This window comes from Dyadobacter sp. CY356 (assembly GCF_021440195.1).
Taxonomy (GTDB): Bacteria; Bacteroidota; Bacteroidia; order Cytophagales; family Spirosomataceae; genus Dyadobacter.
Window position 1 is genome coordinate 195969 of record NZ_JAJTSZ010000010.1, and the last position, 22801, is coordinate 218769.

General features: G+C 39.5%; 11 protein-coding genes. 10 read left to right on the top strand and 1 reads right to left on the bottom strand.

What is annotated here, in order from left to right; genetic code table 11:
* Positions 1-16 precede the first annotated feature (16 nt).
* Positions 17-1327: an ATP-binding protein gene (locus tag LXL81_RS25860; RefSeq protein WP_234650392.1), complete on the top strand. Its 1311-nt coding sequence runs from the start codon at positions 17-19 to the stop codon at positions 1325-1327.
* A gap of 140 nt (positions 1328-1467) precedes the next feature.
* Here the strand turns inward: LXL81_RS25860 and LXL81_RS25865 are convergent, their stop codons facing one another.
* Positions 1468-2016 (bottom strand): REP-associated tyrosine transposase, encoded by a 549-nt coding sequence (locus LXL81_RS25865; protein WP_310589613.1) that lies wholly within the window; start codon positions 2014-2016, stop codon positions 1468-1470.
* Between the two features lie 307 nt (positions 2017-2323).
* Here LXL81_RS25865 and LXL81_RS25870 point away from each other — a divergent pair, with 307 nt between their 5' ends.
* From LXL81_RS25870 to LXL81_RS25910, 9 genes are all read left to right on the top strand, one after another.
* On the top strand, positions 2324-4720 hold the full coding sequence (locus tag LXL81_RS25870) for an ABC transporter permease (protein ID WP_234650397.1): 2397 nt from the start codon (positions 2324-2326) through the stop codon (positions 4718-4720).
* Positions 4721-4938: 218 nt separating this feature from the next.
* On the top strand, positions 4939-7392 hold the full coding sequence (locus LXL81_RS25875) for an ABC transporter permease (RefSeq protein WP_234650399.1): 2454 nt from the start codon (positions 4939-4941) through the stop codon (positions 7390-7392).
* A 112-nt stretch (positions 7393-7504) separates the two neighbouring features.
* Entirely contained in the window at positions 7505-9856 is a 2352-nt protein-coding gene (locus LXL81_RS25880) for an ABC transporter permease (RefSeq protein WP_234650401.1), read from the top strand.
* A 138-nt stretch (positions 9857-9994) separates the two neighbouring features.
* Positions 9995-12427, top strand: coding sequence for an ABC transporter permease (locus tag LXL81_RS25885; RefSeq protein ID WP_234650403.1), 2433 nt, complete (start codon positions 9995-9997; stop codon positions 12425-12427).
* Positions 12428-12530: 103 nt separating this feature from the next.
* On the top strand, positions 12531-14948 hold the full coding sequence (locus LXL81_RS25890; RefSeq protein ID WP_234650405.1) for an ABC transporter permease: 2418 nt from the start codon (positions 12531-12533) through the stop codon (positions 14946-14948).
* A 112-nt stretch (positions 14949-15060) separates the two neighbouring features.
* Positions 15061-17421 carry an ABC transporter permease gene (locus LXL81_RS25895; RefSeq protein ID WP_234650407.1) on the top strand — a complete coding sequence of 787 codons (2361 nt, stop codon included), beginning with the start codon at positions 15061-15063 and terminating at the stop codon, positions 17419-17421.
* 260 nt (positions 17422-17681) lie between these two features.
* Entirely contained in the window at positions 17682-18629 is a 948-nt protein-coding gene (locus LXL81_RS25900) for a hypothetical protein (protein ID WP_234650410.1), read from the top strand.
* Between the two features lie 314 nt (positions 18630-18943).
* On the top strand, positions 18944-20212 hold the full coding sequence (locus LXL81_RS25905; RefSeq protein WP_234650412.1) for an NAD(P)/FAD-dependent oxidoreductase: 1269 nt from the start codon (positions 18944-18946) through the stop codon (positions 20210-20212).
* Between the two features lie 199 nt (positions 20213-20411).
* On the top strand, positions 20412-22775 hold the full coding sequence (locus LXL81_RS25910; protein WP_234650414.1) for a GAF domain-containing protein: 2364 nt from the start codon (positions 20412-20414) through the stop codon (positions 22773-22775).
* Positions 22776-22801 lie beyond the last annotated feature (26 nt).

Sequence of the window (22801 nt, forward strand, 5' to 3'; positions counted from 1 at the left end):
TAAATGTACTCTAAGAATGGAGAGGAAAGAAATTAGCCGGTTGATAGCGTGGAAAAATTCGGAAAACCGTAAACCATTATTGATACGTGGAGCTCGTCAGGTTGGTAAAACATGGTTAATGAAGGCTTTCGGGAAGCAGGAATACGAACAATGCGTTTATATAAACTTTGAAAGTAACAGGAGACTAGGCACCATATTCGAAACTGATTTTGATATCAAACGAATAATTCTCGCTCTGCAAATAGAAACCGGGATCATTATCAATCCTGAAAACACATTAATTATTCTGGATGAAATTCAGGAAGCACAAGGTGCATTGACGTCACTGAAATATTTCCACGAAAACGCCCAGGAATATCATATCATTTCTGCCGGTTCATTGCTTGGAGTTGCACTTAACAGGCAAACTTCATTTCCTGTTGGTAAGGTTGAGTTTCTGGATTTACATCCTTTAAGCTTTATCGAGTTTCTACACGCCCTTGGCGAAAGTCCCTTACTTCAACTTTTAGAAAGTCAGGATTGGTTATTGATAAAGACATTTAAAACGAAGTACATACAGTTATTGAAACAGTATTATTATGTTGGTGGCATGCCGGAAGCCGTATTGTCATTTTCTAAAAATTCTGATTTTGATAAAGTGAGAGATATTCAGAAGCGAATTCTGGAATCATATGAGCAGGACTTCTCAAAACACGCTCCACGGGAAATTGTCCCCAGAATCAGAATGTTATGGCAGTCAACTCCTGCACAGCTTGCAAAAGAAAATAAGAAATTTATTTACGGAATTATTAAGGAAGGCGCCAGAGCCAAAGAGTACGAATTGGCAATGTCATGGTTAACAGATTGTGGACTAATCTATAAGGTGAACCGGATAACCAAACCTGCTATACCGTTGAAGGCTTATGAAGACTTTGGTGCTTTTAAATTATTCATCGTGGATATTGGCCTGTTAGGCGCAATGGTGAATATGGATGTAAAAACGCTCTTGGAAGGAAATGTTTTATTTGAGGAATTTAAGGGTGCCTTAACCGAGCAGTTTGTGATGCAGCAATTAATCACCTTCAAAGAAACGTCTACCTACTACTGGTCAGCAGAAAATGCAACCGCGGAAATAGATTTCCTTATCCAATTTTCAGGAAAAATTATTCCTGTTGAAGTCAAGGCGGAAGAAAATCTGAAGGCGAAAAGTTTAAAAGTATTTTATGAAAAATACAGTCCGGCGTTATCAATCAGAACTTCAATGTCTGATTTTAGAAGAGAAGAATGGTTGGTGAATTTACCGTTATACGCGCTTAGCGAGCTAACTGCGATAATTTCAAAGAGCTAGTTAATAGTAACTTACTAGTTGTTTTGTCGCAAAAGAGCTAACACCGATTTGCAATCGGTGTTGCATTGTCCAGCGTTTGCAACGCGACTAAAAGTAAGGCTTTATAAAGAGCCTCGTCAAAAAATAGAATATTTTAAACATTAGATAAAGTTTGTTTCAACCAGCCCTTTCAATCCGGCATAATTCCGAGCAGAACTGAACAAGTAATTTTCAGCCTCATCTACAATCGAAGCTCTGACAGGATTTTGATGTATATAATTCAGCTTCTGTTTTGTGAATTCATAACTAAAACATTCCATAGCATGATTTCCATCCTGCCAGAATTTGTAGTCTTTTACATTCACCTTGAACTTTCCGGCAAACTCAAAACGATATAGCATCCAGTCTTTACGAATTTCTACTTCACTATTTATTGCCGCAACGATTTTTTTTGAGGTAAATTTCTTGAAGTCACGAAGAATGTCTGATAAATTATAGCCGTCTTTTGCTGATGCTAACAAATGAAGATGATTGGACATCAAACACCAGCCATGAATTTGAAGACCTTTTTCTTTCTGGCAATATATTAATGAGTCTGTTATCAGAAATTTGTACTCTTTTCTTGTGAATACATCGATCCAATCGACTACCGTCATTGTTAGAAAATAAATTGCGTTTTGATTCCTGATGAAATACTGGTCGGATGCCATCTGTTTTTTAGTTGGTGTTTTGGTTTGACGGAGTGAAGATGGGATCGTAACTGATTATTAGTATTTAAGAAATATAGATTGGTGTTGTCTTGATTACTTTCTCGCGTTGCAAACGCGAAACCAAGCAACACCGATTGCAAATCGGTGTTAGCAGCCGTTCCAAAGCGAACGAACAGTGTTCATTATCGGACATTGTTCGTTCGCTTTATTTTTTGTAACTAATTGATTTTTAGGTTTTTGTCTTATTGAAAAATACCTGGCAAACTATTTGAACGGCAAGGGTAGAAAATCAATTATAGAGAAAGATATGATCAGCAACTATTTCAAAATCGCAAGAAGGAATCTTGTTAAAAACAAGGTTTATTCTTTTATTAATATTGCTGGTCTTGCCACTGGTCTGGCCGTAGCCATGCTTATCGGGCTTTGGATTTTTGATGAACTTTCATTTAACAAGTCATTTGAAAATTATGATCGTCTTGCGATTATTAAGCAAAATCAGACTTTCAATAATGAGGTCAGTACCCAAAGTTCTATTCCCTACTTAATGGGCGAAGAAATTCGTAATAAATATGGAAGTGACTTTAAACATGTAGTGATGTCGACCGGATCATCCACCCGGATTTTGGCTTTTGGAGATAAGAAAATTTCGAAACAAGGAAATTTCATGGAGCCGGGGATTACAGAAATGTTGTCTTTGAATATGATAAAGGGAACAAGGGCAGGTCTGAAAGAAATTAATTCCATTATGCTCTCGGAAGAAACTGCAAAGGCCCTTTTTGGAGATCATGATCCGATTGACGAGATAATTAAAGTTAATAACAAACAGGATTTGAAGGTTACGGGCGTTTATCAGAATATTCCTTACAACTCCGATTTTAAGGACCTGGCATTTATCGCTCCCTGGGATCTTTACATTAACAACGAAAACTGGTCAGAGAAAAAGACAAATCCGTGGCGTGCCAATATGTTTATCACTTTTGTGCAAATCGCTGACAAAGCGGATATGGACAAGGTTTCTGCCAAGATAAAAGATGTGAAACTTAATAAGGTGACACCGGAAGATGCAGCGTTTAAACCAGAAATTTTTCTACATCCGTTAAGTAAATGGCACTTATATTCTGAATTCAAAAATGGGAAAATTGCCGGGGGAAGTATAGAGTTTGTCTGGCTTTTTGGCATTATCGGTGTTTTCGTTCTGCTATTGGCTTGCATCAATTTTATGAACCTTAGCACAGCAAGAAGTGAAAAGCGTGCGAAGGAAGTTGGCATCCGTAAGGCGATTGGTTCTTTGAGAAGTCAGTTGATCACACAGTTTTTTAGCGAATCGTTACTTGTTGTGGCTGTTGCCTTTATTTTGTCCTTGATTTTTGTGCTTTCCGCTTTGCCATATTTTAATGAGGTTGCGGATAAAAAAATGATCTTTCCGTGGAAAGAGCCACTATTCTGGATTGTCAGCATCAGTTTCAGTATTCTCACAGGACTTATTGCGGGAAGTTATCCGGCACTTTATTTGTCGTCATTCCAGCCAATTAAAGTTTTAAAAGGAAGTGGTTTTGCTAGAATGAAACTTGGAAATTTCGCCGCTGTTCCCCGTAAAGTTTTGGTTGTAGTTCAATTTACAATTTCTATTGTTTTAATTATTGGCACAATTATCGTATTCCGTCAAATAGAATTTGCCAAAGACCGTCCGGTTGGATATGATAGAAATAATTTGCTTATGGTTGCCATGAATACGCCTGAATTGCACGGACATTATGACGCCATAAGAAGTGAATTGCTGAAAACGGGTGCAGTCAAAGAAATGTCTCAGTCGTCTAATCCTACCACGAATATCGCTGCAATAAATAATGGTTACGAATGGGAGGGAAAGGATCCGGCAACGCAAGGAAATTTTGCAACTATGGCCGTTTCTCATGATTTTGGCAAAACAGTGGGATGGCAGTTTAAAGAAGGTAGAGATTTTTCGAGGTCTTTTTCTACGGATTCTTCCGGTGTTGTGATCAATGAGACGGCTGCGAAATTTATGGGACTAAAAAACCCTGTTGGTTCACTTATCAAAGTAGATGGAAAACCTTATCAGGTTATTGGTGTGATCAAAGATATGATCATGGAATCACCATATAAAGCTTCCTTCCGCACTGTTTTTTTTCTGGAATATGGTTGGGCCAATGTGTTCAATATCAAAATAAACCCTGCATCAGGATCAACCGAAGCCATAAGAAAAATTGAAGAAGTCTTTAAAAAGTTCAACCCGGCTGCACCTTTCGATTATAAATTTACCGACGAACAATACGCCAAAAAATTCGGCGAAGAGGTGAGAATTGGTAAATTAACCTCATTCTTTGCCGCTCTGGCCGTACTCATCAGTTGTCTTGGGTTATTTGGAATGGCAACCTTTATTGCAGAACAGCGCACAAAAGAAATTGGAATCCGTAAGGTTTTGGGAGCTTCTCTTGCCAATTTATGGGGTATGCTTTCGAAAGAATTTGTTTTGCTGGTTGTTTTATCCTGCATCATTGCCGCACCGATAGCCTGGTATTTTATGGGCAACTGGTTGAACAAATATGAATACCGGACAGAAATGTCGTGGTGGATATTTGCAGCTTCCGGAGCCGGAGCTTTGGTAATCACTCTGTCAACGGTAAGTTTTCAAGCCATTAAAGCAGCATTGATGAATCCTGTAAAAAGTTTGAAATCCGAGTAGGGGCGGCCCTCGTGGCCGCCCAATTCCAGGCAACCAACCCGTACGATCAATTCGAGACAATAAACCCGTACGCCCAATTCCAGTCAACAAACCCGTAAGCCCAATTCCAAACAACCAACCCGTACAACCTATTCAAATCAACCCAATACTATCCACCCAAATTCCAACAACTCCAAAAAATTCATTTAAATCCATCATAATCAGGTAATAAAAGGCTTATGATACTGAATTATTTTAAAACCGCCCGAAGAAATCTTTGGAAAAACAAGACTAATACGGTCATCAATGTTTTCGGACTTGCGCTCGGAATTACATGCTGTCTGGGCATTTATGTGTTTGTAAATTACCAATTAAGTTTTGACAATTTCCATACAAATGCTGACAGGACCTACCGGATTGTCGAGCACAGTAAAAAAGCAGATGGAATTCAACATTGGCCTACCACCGCATATCCCCTTGCGGAAGCTTTACGGAGGGAATTTCCTAATGTTAGCGTTACCCAAACCGCAGGACCAGATAAACGGATCATCAGTACGAAGGATGAAAAGGGTGAGATACGCAGGTTTGAGGAAAAGAGGGTCATGTTTGCCGATATGAATTATTTAAGGCTTTTTGATTTTAAAAATGCTTTTGAAAAGGGACTTTGGTTATCAGGGAATGTAAACACCGCATTCAGTCAGCCCAATTCTGTTATTTTAACAGAACAAATGGCTGAACGTTATTTCGGTTCATTTTCAAATAATTATGACCAATTGTTGGGTAAAATTATCAAGTTGAACAACATTGATTTATTAATAGTATCAGGCATAATCCGTAACCCGCCCACGAATACAAATCTACCCTTTGATATTCTGATCAATTATGACTTTTTTAAGGCAAACAATCCTTACCAGGCCAATAACTGGTCGGGTAATTATCAGGGCACAACATACGTTGCACTGCCTTCCGGCATGGATCCCGCCAAATTTGAAAAAGCCATCGACAAAATAAAAAGTAAATATCTGAACGCAGAGGATAACCGGAGGATCAGCTATTTCCTGCAACCGCTTTCGGATATTCACACCAATTCATTGTATTCAGGTGAGCCAGGTACTTATGTGCTGGGAAAGGAGGTTTTGTGGGGATTGAGCAGTCTAGCAGTTTTTTTGATATTGATTGCTTCTGTTAACTTCATCAATCTGAGCACCGCTCAAGCCATGCAGCGTCAGAAAGAAATTGGCGTACGGAAAGCCATTGGAAGCACAAGATATCAGTTGTTTTTTCAATTTATGAGCGAGACATTTTTATTAGCTATTCTTTCCGGTTTTTTGTCTGTCAACGGCCTTTATTTTTTGCTTTGGATTGTAAACCAGAAATTGTCTTTTATTGATTTAAACCTGACACCTAACATTCAGACCTGGTTTTTCGGTACAGGACTTATTGGTATCATAACATTACTTGCCGGAAGTTATCCGGCACTGGTTTTATCAGGTTTTAAACCTGCGATGGCTATCAAAAACAACGTTCAGCGAAAGTCAAACGGGATTTCGCTGCGTCAGGGGCTTATTGTATTTCAATTTGGGATAACCTATTGCCTGCTGGTAGCCACCTGGATTTCTTCTGATCAAATGTCGTTTTTTCAAAGAAAAGGGTTAGGATTTACAAAGGATGAAGTGTTAACGATCAATGCTCCACGAAACAAGAAGCTGGGAGAATTGGAAACCTTTCGGCAGGAATTACTTCAATACCCTGATGTAAAGGAAGTGAGTCTCGCGTCAGGAGCTCCATTAACCAAAAACTGGTACGGAACAGATTTTCGCTTAAAATCTGAACCGTTATCGATGTCGCGTCAGGCGGAAATGAAGACCACGGACGAAAATTATCAAAATCTTTTTAATCTGCAACTACTTGCCGGACAATGGTTTTCAACTTCCAACATCGTTCCGGACAGCATTCGTGTCAACGGGTTTGTGATTAATGAAACTATGGCGAAGATGTTGAATCTGACACCAGAGAAGGCAATTGGAGAAAGATTAGTAATTAATGAAGGCGAGGCACCAATTATTGGTGTTGTAAAAGATTTTCACAACGCATCTTTGCAGCAGGCCATTCAGCCCTGCGTATTCATGTATCCCAATGCGCCTGAGCAAATTCACGTGAAATTGCTCGCAGCCAATGGCCAGCCTTCCAATTTATCACAGACGCTTGGACATTTGGAACAAACCTGGAAGCAGTCTTTTCCGGACGATGTATACCAGTTTACTTTCCTGAACGAGTCCCTGGCTAAAAATTACTTTGTAGAGCAACTGGTTTTTGACGCTTTTAAAACATTTGCAGCCATATCCATTTTTATTTCCTGCCTTGGTCTCTTTGGCCTGATCACCCTTACTGCCGCACAGCGAACCAAAGAAATCGGAGTACGGAAAGTGCTTGGTGCATCAGTGTCCAGTGTAGTCGGTATGTTGGCTGGTGACTTTGTCAAACTGGTGCTTTGCGCAATTGTGCTGGCCTTGCCAATTTCCTGGTGGGCCATGCATCAATGGCTTCAGGGTTTTGCTTATAAAACAGATATTAATGGATGGGTTTTTGTCCTGTCAGGAATATTTGCAATCGCTATCGCTTTATTAACGGTCAGTTTTCAAAGTATCAAAGCAGCATTAATGGACCCGGTGAAAAGCCTGAAAAGCGAATAATTTTTTAGCTTTTGGCACTGATTCATGGGCATCAGGAAAATTTTTGAATCAATAAATATATTGCGAACGAAGCTATCCACTCAATGCTCAATAGTTAAATTCTTACATACTTATGATACGGAATTACTTCAAAATCGCTTTTAGAACATTGATGCATAACAAAACTTATGCATTGATCAACATCACAGGTTTGGCGCTGGGATTAGCAGCCTGTGTTGTAATTTTTCTAATTGTCCAAAATGAATTAGGGTACGATGATTATCACAAAAATGCGGATCAGACCTACCGAATTACACTTCATGGGAAGGACTATAATCCGAGCGTAGCCTTTGCCATAGCTCCGGCTTTTAAAAATGAATTCCCCGAAGCAGAAGTATCACAATATTTGGCTGAGCAAGGCGGGCTTGTAACTGTGGATGATCAAAAATATAATCTGAAAGTATTTGCTTTTGCCGATCAGAATTTTTCAAGAATTTTCGATTTTTCATGGTTAGCCGGAAATCCGGAAACCGCATTAAAAGAACCAAATACCGTTGTTCTTACCGAAAGCGAAGCACACAAATATTTTCAGGATAAAGATGCAATTGGTAAAATCATCAAACTTAATAATGAACACGATTTGCGTGTTACGGGCATAATAAAAGATCTGCCTTCCAATACACATCTTGTTTTTTCTTTTTTGGTATCCTGGGAAACCATTAGGAAAAAGGTCAATACCTCAAACTTCTGGTCAATTCAAGGTGGAATGGTGTATATCACTTTGCCAAAAAATGAATCAGCAAAATCCATAGAAGCAAGGCTTCCTGCCTTTGTCCAAAAAAACTGGGCAGCCGATATTGCCTGGGAAAAGGGACTTTTGCTTTTACAACCGTTAAAGGAAATTCATTTTGACAGACGTTATCTCAACCAGATATCAATGCCAAGATCAAAAGAAACCATCTATGGACTGGCAGGAGTGGCACTTTTTATTATACTGACGGCTTGTATCAATTTTGTAAATCTCGCCACTGCTCAATCTTTAAAACGCGGAAAAGAAGTCGGGATACGAAAAACCCTAGGTGCTTTCAGAAAACAACTGATCATGCAGGTCATGGGCGAGACTACCCTTCTTGTATTGGTTTCGGTTGTTATTTCGCTGGTTGCCGTCATACTATTTTTACCGTATTCAGAGACTTTGCTGAATATCAGAATCGAGACCACGAATCTTTTTAAACCCAAAATGGTCAGTGCACTTCTCGTCATTGTAATCGTTACCATACTTTTAGCCGGGTTGTATCCTGCTTTTATTCAATCCGGATTTCAGCCTTTGAAAGCATTAAAATCCGGTGTTGCTGACAATTCAAACGGTAAATCTTTTTTACGTAAGAGCCTTGTAGTCGTACAATTTTCAATAACCCAGATTCTGCTTGTCGGGACTTTGATTGTTGGGAGCCAGATGGATTTCTTTTTAAATAAAGATAATGGTTTTGATAAAGATGCTATCGTTACATTTTCAACCGGCGAAAAGCCGGATGTGCTGCGTCAGAAATTATTGGATAATCCAGGTGTGCAACAAATCAGCTTTGCTTCGGGCGGCCCTGCTTATAATAACAGTTTTGCGCCATTTACTTCCCCGGAATTGGGCATGACAGAAAATGATGTGACTGAGATTAAGCAGGTTGATGAAAATTATTTGTCAATGTATCACATAAAACTGCTTGCCGGCGAGCCGGTTACCAAGGTAATTACAAAGGATACTGTTGCCAATCTGATTGTCAATGAAACACTGATCAAACGTTTAGGAATTAATAATCCGGAAAAGGCAATCGGTCAGCGGTTTTTTATCGGCGATCAACCCATCAGAATAAGAGGTGTTGTTCGGGACTTTCAGAGTGAATCAAAACACAAAAAAATCAGAGCTTGTGTGATTATGTACAATCCCAATTCATTCTGGCAGGCAAGTGTAAAACTTCGTCCTGAAAAAATGCGTGAAACCCTGGCTTCCATTGAAAAAGACTGGTCAGCGCTGAATCCGAAATCGCTGTTTTCCTATGAGTTTATGGATGACCGAATTGCCAGTCTTTACACTCAGGAATATAAAATGTATAACGCCTTTCGTATGTTTTCGGCGATTGCAATCCTGATCGGTTGTTTGGGATTATACGGACTTGTTTCCTTAATGGCAGTCCAGCGCACCAAGGAAATAGGGATTCGTAAAGTTATGGGCGCTTCTATTCCGGGATTAGTCGTGCTTTTTGTCAATCAATTCATCTGGCTGATACTGATCGCATTTATTGTTGCGGCACCGATTGCCTGGTTTGCCATGGACAAATGGTTGCAGGAATTCGCATACCATATAAATATAGGTCCGGATATATTCCTAATTTCAATCATTACGACAATGATTATTGCCGGTTTAACCATCAGTCACCAAAGTATGAAAGCAGCATTAATGAACCCAATAAAAAGTTTACGAAGCGAGTAGGGGCGGGCCTTGTGTCCGCCCAATCCGGCGCAAAACGGCGCGCCAATCCGGCACAAAGCCAACCGCCAAATCCAGGGCATATCAAACCCGCCAAAACCAACAAAATATTTAAAAATAAAATCCAACAAACACAACCCCATGCTCCGCAACTATTTGAAAATCGCATATAGAAATTTGTCACAGAATAAAGGATATTCCGCGCTGACAATTTTCGGCCTGGCTTTAGGGTTGGCGGTCAGTTTGCTGAGCATACTTTATGTAAAAGACGAATTGGCATACGATCATTTCAATACCAAATCCGACCGTATATTTCGTATCAATAGTGACATTACCTATTCCGGAAAAAGTGCAAAAGGCGCACTTGCGCCGACGCCCATGGGACAAACAATGAAACAGGATTTTCCGGAAGTTGAAGCGTTTACCCGACTGGGAAAATACGACAGTCAGATTGTGAAAACAGGCGAGACAGCGATTCGGGAGGAAAATGTTTTATATGCAGATTCAACCGTTTTCGATGTATTTACCCTTCCGATGCTTGAAGGGAATTCACAAAAAGCACTGGCATCGCCAAATTCTGTGGTTATTTCCAGGAGTATTGCCAGGAAATATTTTGGTACGGCCAATTCGATAAACAAAACCTTGACATTTAATAATGATGAAGTTCGCCGGGTTACCGGCGTGATGGAAGATATACCTGAACAATCACATTTTCATGCCGATTTTCTTTTGCCTTTGTACGAAACCAGAGATGCGAAAGTGAATAAGTGGGGAAATCATATTTTCAATACCTATGTACTCCTGAAACCCGGGACAAGCCGTGAATCGGTTGAAGCAAAATTTGAAAAAATCCTTCAGACTTATCTTGATCCGGCGTTAAAGCAATATTTTCAAACTACACTTGCCGAAACGAGAAAGGCCGGAAATAATTTCAGCTATTCGCTGATGCCGCTTACCGATATTCATTTGTATTCCGACCGTGAGGGTGAGCTTTCCCCAAATGGCAGTATTCAGTATATCTATATTTTCCTTTTGACAGGTCTATTCATTCTTTTAATTGCAGTTTTTAATTTTATCAATCTAACGACTGCACGTTCTGCCAAAAGGGCAAGAGAAGTGGGCGTACGGAAAGTGATGGGTTCCGATAGATCAGTGCTCGTATTTCAGTTTCTGTCCGAATCTTTTCTCACCACTTTTTTGGCATTACTGACAGGACTGGTTTTGCTGTATTTATCACTTCCGGCGTTTAATAATCTTTCTGCAAAACATCTGTCATTAAAAACAGAAATTAATCTCACTTCAATACTCTGTTTATTAGCCGGAACTGCTTTGGTAAGCGTAGTTGCGGGCATATATCCTGCATTTTATCTTTCTTCATTCCGGCCGATTAAGGCTTTGAAAGGTATCATGGTGCACTCGCGGTCACAAGGTTTCCGGAATTCACTAGTTGCTTTCCAATTCTCTTTATCGGTTTTATTGATCATTGGAACGCTGCTTGTCAACCAGCAGCTTCAATATATTCAAACGAAAAAAATAGGTTTTGACAAAGATCAGGTCATTGTTATCAATACTTCTCAATCGACAAAATCCCAGGTTTTGACATTTAAAAATGAAGTTTTGAAGTCTCCGGCGGTAAAAAACGGGACAGTAAGTGGCTTTTTGCCCGTTACTTCCAGGCGGTGGAATGACATGTGGTATCCGCAGCTGGAAACCGATCCGAAATATTCGGTCAACATGCAGGAATGGATGGTTGACCCGGATTATATTTCAACCCTTCGGATGGAAGTGGTATCAGGAAGAGATTTTATTGACGGCAGGGCGACTGATAGTTCGGCTGTCATTATTAATGAAAGTGCTGCAAAACAATTCGGCCTGGAAGATCCGGTTGGAAAAATAATTCATAAAACGGGAGGTGAGCAGCTCACCATTATCGGTGTTGTAAAAGATTTTCACTACGAATCATTAAGGTCAAAAATTGCTCCTGTTGGCTTGGTTATAAATGGAAAGGCAATTGACAGACCGCTCGAAGAATCATTTTTAGAGGCTGTTTCATTTCGGCTGGATGCTTCCGATTTAACTTCCACACTAGCAACAATTGAAAAAAGATGGAAAGAAATTTCGCCGGCACAACCGTTTGAATACTCGTTTTTGAATGAAGATTTTGATGCCATGTATCGCTCGGAACAGCGGATCGAACAATTATTTACCGCATTTTCCGGTGTCGCCTTACTGATCGCCTGTCTGGGACTATTTGGCCTTAGCGCATTTTCAGCCGAACAGAGAACGAAGGAAATTGGCGTGCGAAAAGTCCTGGGTGCTTCTGTGGGCAGCATCGTTTCTCTGCTTTCAAAGGATTTTTTAAAACCTGTTTTTGCTGCAATCTTGATTGCAATTCCCGTTGGTTGGTATGTTATGCAAATCTGGTTACAGGATTTTGCTTATAAAATTGAAATTCAATGGTGGGTTTTTGTCATTGCCGGTTTATCATCCCTCGCTATCGCAATCCTCACAGTAAGTTTTCAAAGTGTCAAAGCCGCCTTAATGAATCCGGTGAAAAGTTTGAAAAGTGAGTAAAGCTGCCATCAATCAGCTGTTGGCCTATGGCACTCCCGGATATTAAATAGATCTAATGAAAATTCAAATTGCAAAAGCTAAAACCTAAAAGTTAACAGCCATTATGATACGTAATTATTTTAAAATTGCTTTCAGAAACCTTATCAAAAATAAGGTGTATACGGGAATAAATATTTTCGGATTGGCGCTTGGTTTGGCGACTTGTCTTTTGATCATACTTTACATTTCCGACGAGTTCAACGTGGACAAACACCATCAATACGGCAATCGGATATTTAGAATTGCGAGTAAGTCTGATGGAGAAACCTGGGCAGGCACTGCGGGTCCGTATGCACAGGGTTTGAAAAACGACTTCCCGGAAGTAGAGTCGGCAGCGCGTATTTTGAAATTTCCCGGTTTTGAGGATATGCTTTTAAGAACAGACGGAAATCAATCCGTCAAACAGTTTTATGAGCCCAATGGATTTTATGCAGACTCGACCATATTTGAAATTTTTTCTTACAATTTTAAGTATGGAAAGGCTGAAAGTGCCCTGAGTCAACCAAATACAATAGTTCTCTCAGAAAAGCTTGCGGGAAAACTATTTGGTAATGAAAATCCTATTGGCAAAATTGTAAAGATCGGTCTTTACTTTGGCGACTTTAATTACACTGTTTCCGCAGTCTTCAAAAATGATCACAAATCCCACATCGACGCCCACTTTTTCCTTTCAATGCAGAACACGGATTTAGGTCCATGGATTGCAAACCAAAAAAACTGGTCTGGCAATAATATTTTTCATACTTATTTCAAGTTACACGAAGGCTCAGATGCTAAAATTTTTGAACAAAAATTGCCTCAGTTTCTTGACAGGAATGGTGGTGCAGATCTTAAAGCAATGGGTGTCAGCAAACAACTATTTATTCAGTCGGTACCCGATATTTATCTGAATTCTGATCTGGATGGAGAAATCGCACCTAATGGAAGCATGACCTATCTGTACATTTTTGGGATGATTGCTGCGCTTTTACTTTTAATCGCCTGCATTAATTTTATGAATTTGTCTACTGCCAGATCTGAAAAAAGAGCCAGAGAAGTTGGTGTCCGAAAGGCTATGGGAGCGTTCAGAATGTCTTTGATTTATCAGTTTTTGGGAGAATCATTGGCTATGTCTGTCTTGGCACTTTTCCTCTCACTAATTTTCATAAACCTTTCCCTTCCGTTTTTTAATAATCTTACAAGTAAAGATCTAACCATCAGCGGTAACCTGAATTTTGTCAGCTGGATTGTCGGGATAACGTTACTAACGGGCTTACTTTCAGGTATATATCCGGCATTTTACCTGTCATCTTTTCGGCCTGTCAGCGTACTTAAAGGGAAACTTGTCAACAATATATCGGCTTCGTTTTTAAGAAAAGGTTTGGTTGTATTTCAATTTACGATTTCAATTATTCTCATTCTGGGAGCCATTGTGATCTGGAAACAATTATCCTTCCTTCAAACTCAAAATCTGGGATTCAGTAAAAATCAGAAAATAGTTATTCCACTGAAAACACCTCAATCACAAAATAATTTTGTCGCATTGAAAGAGGAAATCGAAAAGAATTCTGTTGTCGTTTCTGCTTCGGGCGGATCAGCTTATCCCGGAATTCCGAGTGTTGAGGATTTGCTTTTTTATCCGGAATCAAAGTCAGTCAATGAAGCCGTAGACATCCATTTTGCTGCGGTTGAAAATGACTATACCGAAACGTTAGGTTTTCAAATACTTTCAGGGAGAGGTTTTTCAAAGCAGTTCACAGCAGATTCTAACAGTATCATTTTAAATGAAGCTGCTGTTAAAGAGCTGGGTTTTGATCAGCAAAACGCATTGGGAAAGAAAATAAATTACGAACTCCAAAATGTCCGGAGAAGTATGGTGGTTGTGGGTGTAGTCCGGAACTTCAATTTTGAAAGCTTACATAATGAAATTAAGCCTTACGGATTTACCACAACCATTGCCAATAAACATCAATATTTTATTGCGAATGTAAAGTCTCAGGATTACAGCAGGTTGATTGGAACATTTCACGAAACCTGGAAAAGGCTAAATCCCGACACTCCTTTCACATATTCATTTCTGGATCAGGATTTTCAAAAAAATTATGAGAAAGAACAACGGACTTCACATATTGTGATTTACTTCACTTTTATAGCGGTTGTCATCGCCTGTTTAGGTTTATTTGGTCTGGCCATTTTCTCTGCTGAACAGCGCACAAAAGAAATTGGAATTAGAAAAGTATTAGGTGCGTCGGTGATGAGCATTATTGGCCTGCTTTCCAAAGAGTTTCTGCTGCTGGTTCTCTTTGCAATTCTTCTCGCGACACCGCTGGCCTGGTATGGAATGAATCGATGGTTACAGGATTTTGCATACCGTGTTGAAATTCAGTGGTGGATTTTCGCAGTCTCCGGTTTTTTAGCTTTGGCCGTAGCGTTGCTCACAGTATCTTACCAAAGCATCAAAGCAGCCCTGATGAACCCAGTGAAAAGTTTACGAAGGGAGTAGGGGCGGGCCTTGTGTCCGCCCAATCCAGCGCAAAAGCCAGACCGCCCAATCCAGCACAAAAGCAAACCCGCCCAATCCAAAACCATAATTCGAATTAAATCAAAACAAGCTCATGATACGTAATTATTTCAAAATCGCATTTCGGAATCTTGTCAAAGGTAAATGGTATTCAGCTTTGAATATTGGGGGATTAGGTTTGGTACTGGCAGTCAGCATTCTGCTTTTTTGGTGGGTGAAAGATGAATTAAGTTATGATAATTTTCATTCAGACATCGAACAAATTTACCGGCTTAATACACGGTTTGGTTTAGAAACTGCGGAGAACACTTTTCCGGATACTCCGGGAGCTGTTTCTTCTGCGGCTTTAAAATCAATTCCAGGCGTTGGTTCCTCTGTCCGTGTATCTCGTTTTTGGGCAACGTTATTTCGTGCAGGTAACAATACATTTACCGAAAAAGGCGATCTGGCATATATTGATGCCAACTTTCTGGAATTTTTTGACGGCTTTTCCTTGCTTTATGGTGATAAGAAAAATCTGTTTCCGACACCCGCTTCGGTAATTTTGACCAAAGACCTGGCGGTAAAGTTTTTTGGTACAGCAAACGCAGTAGATAAAATTTTCAAGAATGTAGAAAATAATCAGATACTTACCGTAAGTGCTGTGATTGAAGAAAGTCCCGACAATTCCTATTTTAAGCAAAAGATGTACTTGCCGATGCAGGCAAAGGAAAAACCATTCAGGGAAGAAAATAATGGAGATGATCTGGATGGAAGCTGGATTGCTTACGACTTTGAAACTTTTGTAAAACTGGATAAAAATACAAATCCTGAAATTGTAGGCCAGAAATTAACATCAATTAAAAAGGCAGTAAGGAACAAAGAAAACGATGCCGCGCAATACTTTTTGCAACCATTCAGCCAACTTCACCTGTATGCACCGGATGGGAAGAGCTCGGGAATGCAGCAGGTTAAACTTCTGGGTCTCATTGCATTTTTGCTTTTAAGTATTGGTTGTATCAACTATGTAAATTTAACAACGGCCCGTGCTTCCCGTCGTAATCGCGAAGTTGGAATCCGTAAAGTGGTTGGTGCAAAGTCAGGTCAACTGGCTGGACAATTAATGGTAGAATCACTATTGACATTAAGCCTGTCCTTGATTTTTGCCCTGTTTTTGATAGAAATTTTTCTACCATTTTATCGGGAGATGACCGGAAAAAGCGGACATTTTTCATTACTTGATTTAGATTCAATACTTATACTGACAGGGGCCCTTGTACTGGTATTTCTTCTTGCCGGTATTTATCCGGCACTCATGATTGCCGGTTTCAATCCCATCCATATATTTCGTGGACGATCAAATCAGCGTCAAACATCAGGTTTAAGGCAAGGACTTGTTGTGACGCAATTTGCGTTATCAACAATATTGATTACCAGTACCTTGATCATTGGCAGCCAGCTACGCTTTATCCGTGAGCGTAATCCGGGATTTAATCGCGAACATGTGTTTTCTTTTGATGGAAAAAAGTTTGCTCTGCCTTTGCAGCAGGCATTGTCTGGTGAGCCTTCTATAAAAAGTATAACGACTGCCAGTGATTCCCCTGTCGATGTTTTAAGAGGAACGGGCACAGTTCAGTGGGAGGGTAAAGATCCAGACGCGATGCCCATTTTTGCCTACATTAGTATCGATCCGGCATTCATTCCAAATTTTGGGATTAAAATTCTGGACGGAAGAAATTTCGATGGGAGCCCATCGGATTCGGTTCATTTTATGTTGAACGAGGCGGCAGTCAGGCAGATGGAACTTAAAAATCCTATTGGAAAACGTATAAAAGTGGAAGGTAGAGAAGGAGAGATTATAAGCGTTGTCAAAGATTTTAACATTGCCTCCCTTCATGAAACGATCAGGCCCTTGATTTTATCCTGTCGCTCAATGAGCAATAACATATTACTTGTTAAAACTACGGGTAAATCGGCTGCGGAAGCTTTGAACGTCACACGGAAATTATGGGAAAAATATGCACCTGAATATCCTTTTGACTATAAATTTCTTGATGCACATTACAATGAACATTATAAATCGGAAGAACAGACAGAACGTTTATTCAATTTTTTTGCTGGAATTGCCATTGTCATTTCCTGCCTAGGGCTTTTAGGTCTGGTTTCGTTCACTGCCGAACAACGTACAAAAGAGATTGGTGTCAGGAAGGTTCTTGGCGCTTCCGTAGCCAGTATTACCGCGTTACTTTCAAAAGATTTTTTAAAACTGGTATGTATTGCGATCGTCATTGCAGTACCCGTTGCCTGGTATTTCATGAAGAAATGGCTGGATAACTTCGCATTTAAAGTGGATATTGATTGGAGACTATTCTTTTTTGCAGGTCTTGCTACAATCCTGACCGCTGTTCTTACAATTAGTTTTCAAAGCATCAAAGCAGCCCTGATGAACCCGGTGAAAAGTTTACGAAGCGAGTAACCTAAGGCTCCACTAAAAACTAATATTGTTAAAACTATATTTTTAATACGTCGGGCAAAAAGATGTCTTTTGTCCGACGTCGTTTTTTAATCCTTTCACATTGATAAAATACCCTATCAAATTGAAATGAAATATTTATTATAATCCTGATTGTGTATGCGTAATTTATTCATAATTAGATTGTTGAATTTACGTCCGGATTTTGGTACAGGTTTGGTATGATACATTTTTTTAAACCAAACAATATTGATACTTAAACCATGATCTCGCAGTACGAAGGCACAAAACTTATTGAATCTGAGTTTCCGCAGTTGACTAATTTATATAAAAGAAGTTCTCTCACCACTGATATTAACAAAGCGGTTCAGCGCCTTCTGGATTTCTCCAGGGAAGCCGTTCTGGATTACAATTTAAACCTTTCGCGAAAATGTTTTTCACTTGCCAAATACCTGTATAATCAGGGCGATATGATCATTCGTAACGCAATTGAAAAAAGCTTTATTTTTTCATTCTCAACCTTTTTTCAACAAGATGAGATGGAGAAAAAACGATTGCAATTCTTTATACCGGACGATTTTTATAACATCTATTTAAAGGAACTAAATCATCTTCCAAAACCTGAAAAGATTGTTGAAGTACCTGATAGTGAATGTTTGACAGACATAACCGTACGGCTAGCAACCTGTGAAGATGCCAGATATGCTAAAATCATAACGGATGAAATGGAATCTTCGGCACGTACACGTGGCTGCGGAATTTCAAAAAGATCGCCTGCGGCTATTATCAAAAAAATGAAGGAAGGGAAGGCGGTTATCGCATTAACTTCAAAAAATGAATGGGTAGGTTTTTCTTACATTGAAGTTTGGCAAAACAGAGAATTTGTATCCAATTCAGGTCTGATCGTTTCACCGGAATTTCGTAAATGTGGTGTTGCCAAGGCGATTAAGGAGAAAATATTTGATTTGTCGCGTCAACGATTTCCAAATGCAAAAGTCTTCAGCATTACAACCGGTCTTGCTGTAATGAAAATGAATACCGAGCTCGGTTTTGAAACTGTAACCTTTAATGAAATTACAAAAGAGAAGAAATTCTGGGAAGGCTGTAAAAGTTGCGTAAACTATCAGACTTTGAAAAGTAAGGATTGCAAAAACTGTTTTTGTACTGCCATGTTGTTCACACCGGAAAATGTAAAAATCAAGGAAAACTGATTTTTTTGCTTCCTGTTTAATATGTAGGAACAAGCACGGTTTTGTGCTATTTCAGGAGTATTTTAGAAAGTATGATTTATATCCTTTTTTATTATCTGTTTTACACAGTTAACGAACCGGATTATCTGAAAACTTTCTGGAATACTCCTTTCTTTTATTATCTTCGTCTGTCGCCGAAATGTCTTTGCCAAAGTTGGTGAAAATAGGATTTTAGCCGAACATCTGTATGAAGATTTTGTTGGAATGATAATTAAGAAATCAATACACAATGAAATATTCAGCCAGATTATTTTTTAATCAAAATAGAATTGATAATGAAAGTAGTGATCATAGGCGGCGGATTTGCAGGAGTTAATTTTGCACTTTCCCTTGCCAACCATAATGAGTTTGAAGTAATACTTGTAGATAAAAATAACTACAATTTTTTTCCACCGCTGATTTATCAGGTAGCCACAGCTTTTTTGGAGCCGTCGAGTATCAGTTATCCTTTCAGAAAGTTATTCTCCGGGAAAGATAATGTGCATTTCCGGCTTGGTGAATTGCAAAAAGTAATCCCTTCCGAAAATAAAATAGTGCTTGACAATGGAGAACTTACCTACGATTATCTGGTTTTCGCCACTGGTGCAGAAACCAATTATTTCGGCATGGAGAACGTCAAAAAAAATGCAATTCCGATGAAAACGCTTGACGATGCCATTGAAATGCGTAATAAATTATTGCAGCAAATGGAAATGGCATCGATTTCCACAGATCCGGAAGAAACCAAAAAATTGCTCACCATTGTGATCGCCGGTGGCGGCCCTACGGGTGTGGAAGTTTCCGGTATGTTTGCTGAAATGAGGAATGGGATCCTTCGGAAGGAATATCCTGAACTGGCAGGGAAAGGAAGTGAAATTTACCTGGTTGATGGCGGTGATGCCTTGTTATCGCCCATGAGCATAAAATCACAGCAAAACACGCACGACGATCTTCGCAGACTGGGCGTAAAAATAAAATTGAATACGCACGTTAAGGATTATGTAAATGATACTGTCGTGTTTGATAATAGTGAGCCTATTGAGACAAAAAATCTGATTTGGGCTGCCGGTGTTACTGCCAAAGTTTTTGAGGGCATACCAACCGAAAGTTACGGCCGTGGCAGAAGAATGATGGTGGATCAGTTCAATAAAGTTCAGAGCACCCAAAACATTTACGCCATTGGAGATACCTGTATTCAAATCACCGACCCGAATTTCACGGGTGGGCATCCGCAGGTTGCTCAGGTAGCCATCCAGCAAGGTAAAAAACTTGCGAAGAATTTTAAACTGATTGCAGATGGAAAATCGCCTGAACCGTTTGAATATTTTGATAAGGGTTCCATGGCGATTATCGGTAAAAACAAGGCAGTAGTGGATTTGCCAACACCAAAATTGCACTTAAATGGCTTTTTTGCCTGGTTGATCTGGTTGTTTATCCACCTTCTTTCATTGATAACGTACCGAAACCGTTTCAGGACTTTTTATAACTGGACAATCGCCTATTTTACAAAAGACCAGTCGTTGCGGATGATTATAAAACCTTCAAGGCAAAATAAGACTCAGTAAGGAATTCAATAGCCGCGATTGTTGTTCATTTTAGTATAGTCAAGACGCTGACGTCGGTAAGATTATTTCTTAGGACTTCCGGCGTTTTTTCTATAATGAATAAAACTCAAAAAATTAAAAAGTAATTGGCTCTGTCATTCGTCTTCCTGTTTATAACTGGAATGATAAACAGAATTGAATTCACTGAAAAGATACGATAATGAAGGAAACCATATTAGATATATCGCAAAATATTCCAGTGGAAATCGAGCAGATTGATGTATCGCTCTCCTTTAAAAAATTTATTGATTATATAAAAGTAAGGATTGCGGGAGAGACAACAGTCAAAAGGAAATTTTTCGAGTTTGTGCTAGATCGTTTTACCGAAAATCCAAGATTTGCCGGTAATGTAGAATTGTCAGAAATCGGTGATTTTCAGGAACAACTGAGTCTGGTTTACAATATGCTCGTTCCGGTGATTGCAGATGAAAAGGAAACTTTATGGGCGCTGAGTGTGCCTTTAAAACCAACTATTTTTTACGAGACTTCTGCATTCCATGATCTTTTGGCAGATCGGGATACCGGACTTGCCAAATGTGATCTGCTCAGGGATATTGACATAAGTATTGAGAAGAAGCAAAAGGTGCAGATGTTATATTCATTTATCCTTGAACGTTTTTATGGAATCCCGTCATATCATAATAATGAAATGATTCTTTCGATCCGGGATGATAAAACCTGCTTGTCAAAATACTATAAACTGGATCTTGGAAAGGACTTTATTGAAGTAATACCGAAAGGCCCCTTGCCTGAACTAACCATCGAGATTCTTCAAAAGCAGTCTCAGCGGGATTTTGACTGGAATTCTCTGGCAGAGATTTTACCTCTCTCCATGTTTAAATTCGAGGGGTTTTCTGTTATTACCTTAACAGATGTAACGGCAGAACAGGCAGTTGAAAACATTAAAAGCATAATACTGAATCCAGCCCGTGATACGGCAAAGTCTTACTACGAAAAAATCATTGCCTCACTTAGTTTGCTCATTGGAAGCCATGAGGTGAAATTTGGACTTTTACCTGAGTTGCGGGTTAATGAGAAGCTGGTTTTCAGCGAGGATCTTTGTACGCATAGTATTCTTGTCCAGACATCATTGGAACAGGGAATGGAAGAAGATGATTTTTTGCATCTGGCTGATAGATTTTTCAAAAACCCATCCATCTGTTTCTATAAAAACTTATATGACGGAGAAGATCACGGCGATTTTTTAAGTATACTGAAGGGTCACGGTGTGCATTCTTACGCATTGCTGCCGGTTTACAATGGATCAGGGTTAGTAGGCGTTCTTGAGGTCTACTGCAAACAAAAAGATTTATTGACTGAGCACTCACTTTCGAGACTCAAACCAGCTCTTCCTTTAATCGGACAGCTTTTGCAGAATAATATCGATGAATTTGAATCGAGGATTGAGAATGTAATCAAGGAGAAATTTACATCATTACAACCTGCCGTTCAATGGAAATTTAAGGAAGTGGCCTGGCATTATTTGCGCGACAATACCATTCAGCTCCCAAAAACGCCGATTGAAAGCATACATTTTAAAAATGTTTATCCGCTGTATGGTGCGATCGATATCAGGAATTCCACCATTGAAAGAAATACCGCGTTACACACTGACTTACAGGTTCAGTTCGGTGCTTTGATCAAGGTTCTGAAAACCATCAAAGAGAATGTCGGGCTTGGGCTGGCAGACGAAATTATCTACAAATGTAAAAAGTGGATGGAGCGGATTTCTGACCAGTCTACTGAAAATGATGAAGTGAAGGTGCTGGATTTCTTTGAGTTTGAGGTATATCCGTTTTTGCAGCATTTCAGACAAAGCGAACAGAATCTCGTTGAAAGCATTGACGCTTATTATCAGGTAGTTGATAAGGAGAATGGTCTTGCGTATGCCAATAGAAATGCGCTGGAATCTTCCATGCAGACGATAAATTCGGCTGTTAATCTTTATCTAGAACTCTTTAAAAGTGAGATCCAGCAAAGCTATCCATGTTATTTTGAAAAATTCAGAACAGATGGTGTCGAATACGATATTTACATTGGTCAGGAAATTGCGCCGGAAAAAAACTTTAATATTCTTTATCTGAATAATATCCGTTTGTGGCAACTTACCTCGATGGCGGCGATTGCGAAAATTACGCACGAGCTGATCCCGCAGATGAAAAATCCGCTGGAAACAACGCAGCTTATCTTTATCAATTCCAATAGCATTGATATCAGTTTTCGTGATGATGAGCGCCGTTTTGATGTGGAAGGTTCATACAATATTCGTTACCACGTTATTAAAAAACGGATTGATAAGGTGCATGTCAAGGAAACCGGTGAACGGTTAACCCAGCCCGGAAAGATTGCACTGGTATACTTCAATAGCAAATCCGCGGAAGAATACGTTAATTACATTAAATATCTTCAGGAGAAAAACACTTTGAAAAACGATCTTGAATATCTGGAACTCGAAGAATTGCAGGGAGTTACAGGATTGAGAGCTTTGCGGATCGGGGTGAATCTGGATGGAGAATGGAGTTGAAAGTTTGAACCCTCACAATATCAGAA

Coding starts and splice junctions, on each gene's coding strand:
- LXL81_RS25895 (WP_234650407.1), top strand. CDS start 15,061: ATGATACGTAATTATTTCAAAATCGCATTTCGGAATCTTGTCAAAGGT.
- LXL81_RS25860 (WP_234650392.1), top strand. CDS start 17: ATGGAGAGGAAAGAAATTAGCCGGTTGATAGCGTGGAAAAATTCGGAA.
- LXL81_RS25905 (WP_234650412.1), top strand. CDS start 18,944: ATGAAAGTAGTGATCATAGGCGGCGGATTTGCAGGAGTTAATTTTGCA.
- LXL81_RS25910 (WP_234650414.1), top strand. CDS start 20,412: ATGAAGGAAACCATATTAGATATATCGCAAAATATTCCAGTGGAAATC.
- LXL81_RS25885 (WP_234650403.1), top strand. CDS start 9,995: ATGCTCCGCAACTATTTGAAAATCGCATATAGAAATTTGTCACAGAAT.
- LXL81_RS25875 (WP_234650399.1), top strand. CDS start 4,939: ATGATACTGAATTATTTTAAAACCGCCCGAAGAAATCTTTGGAAAAAC.
- LXL81_RS25865 (WP_310589613.1), bottom strand. CDS start 2,016: ATGGCATCCGACCAGTATTTCATCAGGAATCAAAACGCAATTTATTTT.
- LXL81_RS25880 (WP_234650401.1), top strand. CDS start 7,505: ATGATACGGAATTACTTCAAAATCGCTTTTAGAACATTGATGCATAAC.
- LXL81_RS25870 (WP_234650397.1), top strand. CDS start 2,324: ATGATCAGCAACTATTTCAAAATCGCAAGAAGGAATCTTGTTAAAAAC.
- LXL81_RS25890 (WP_234650405.1), top strand. CDS start 12,531: ATGATACGTAATTATTTTAAAATTGCTTTCAGAAACCTTATCAAAAAT.
- LXL81_RS25900 (WP_234650410.1), top strand. CDS start 17,682: ATGATCTCGCAGTACGAAGGCACAAAACTTATTGAATCTGAGTTTCCG.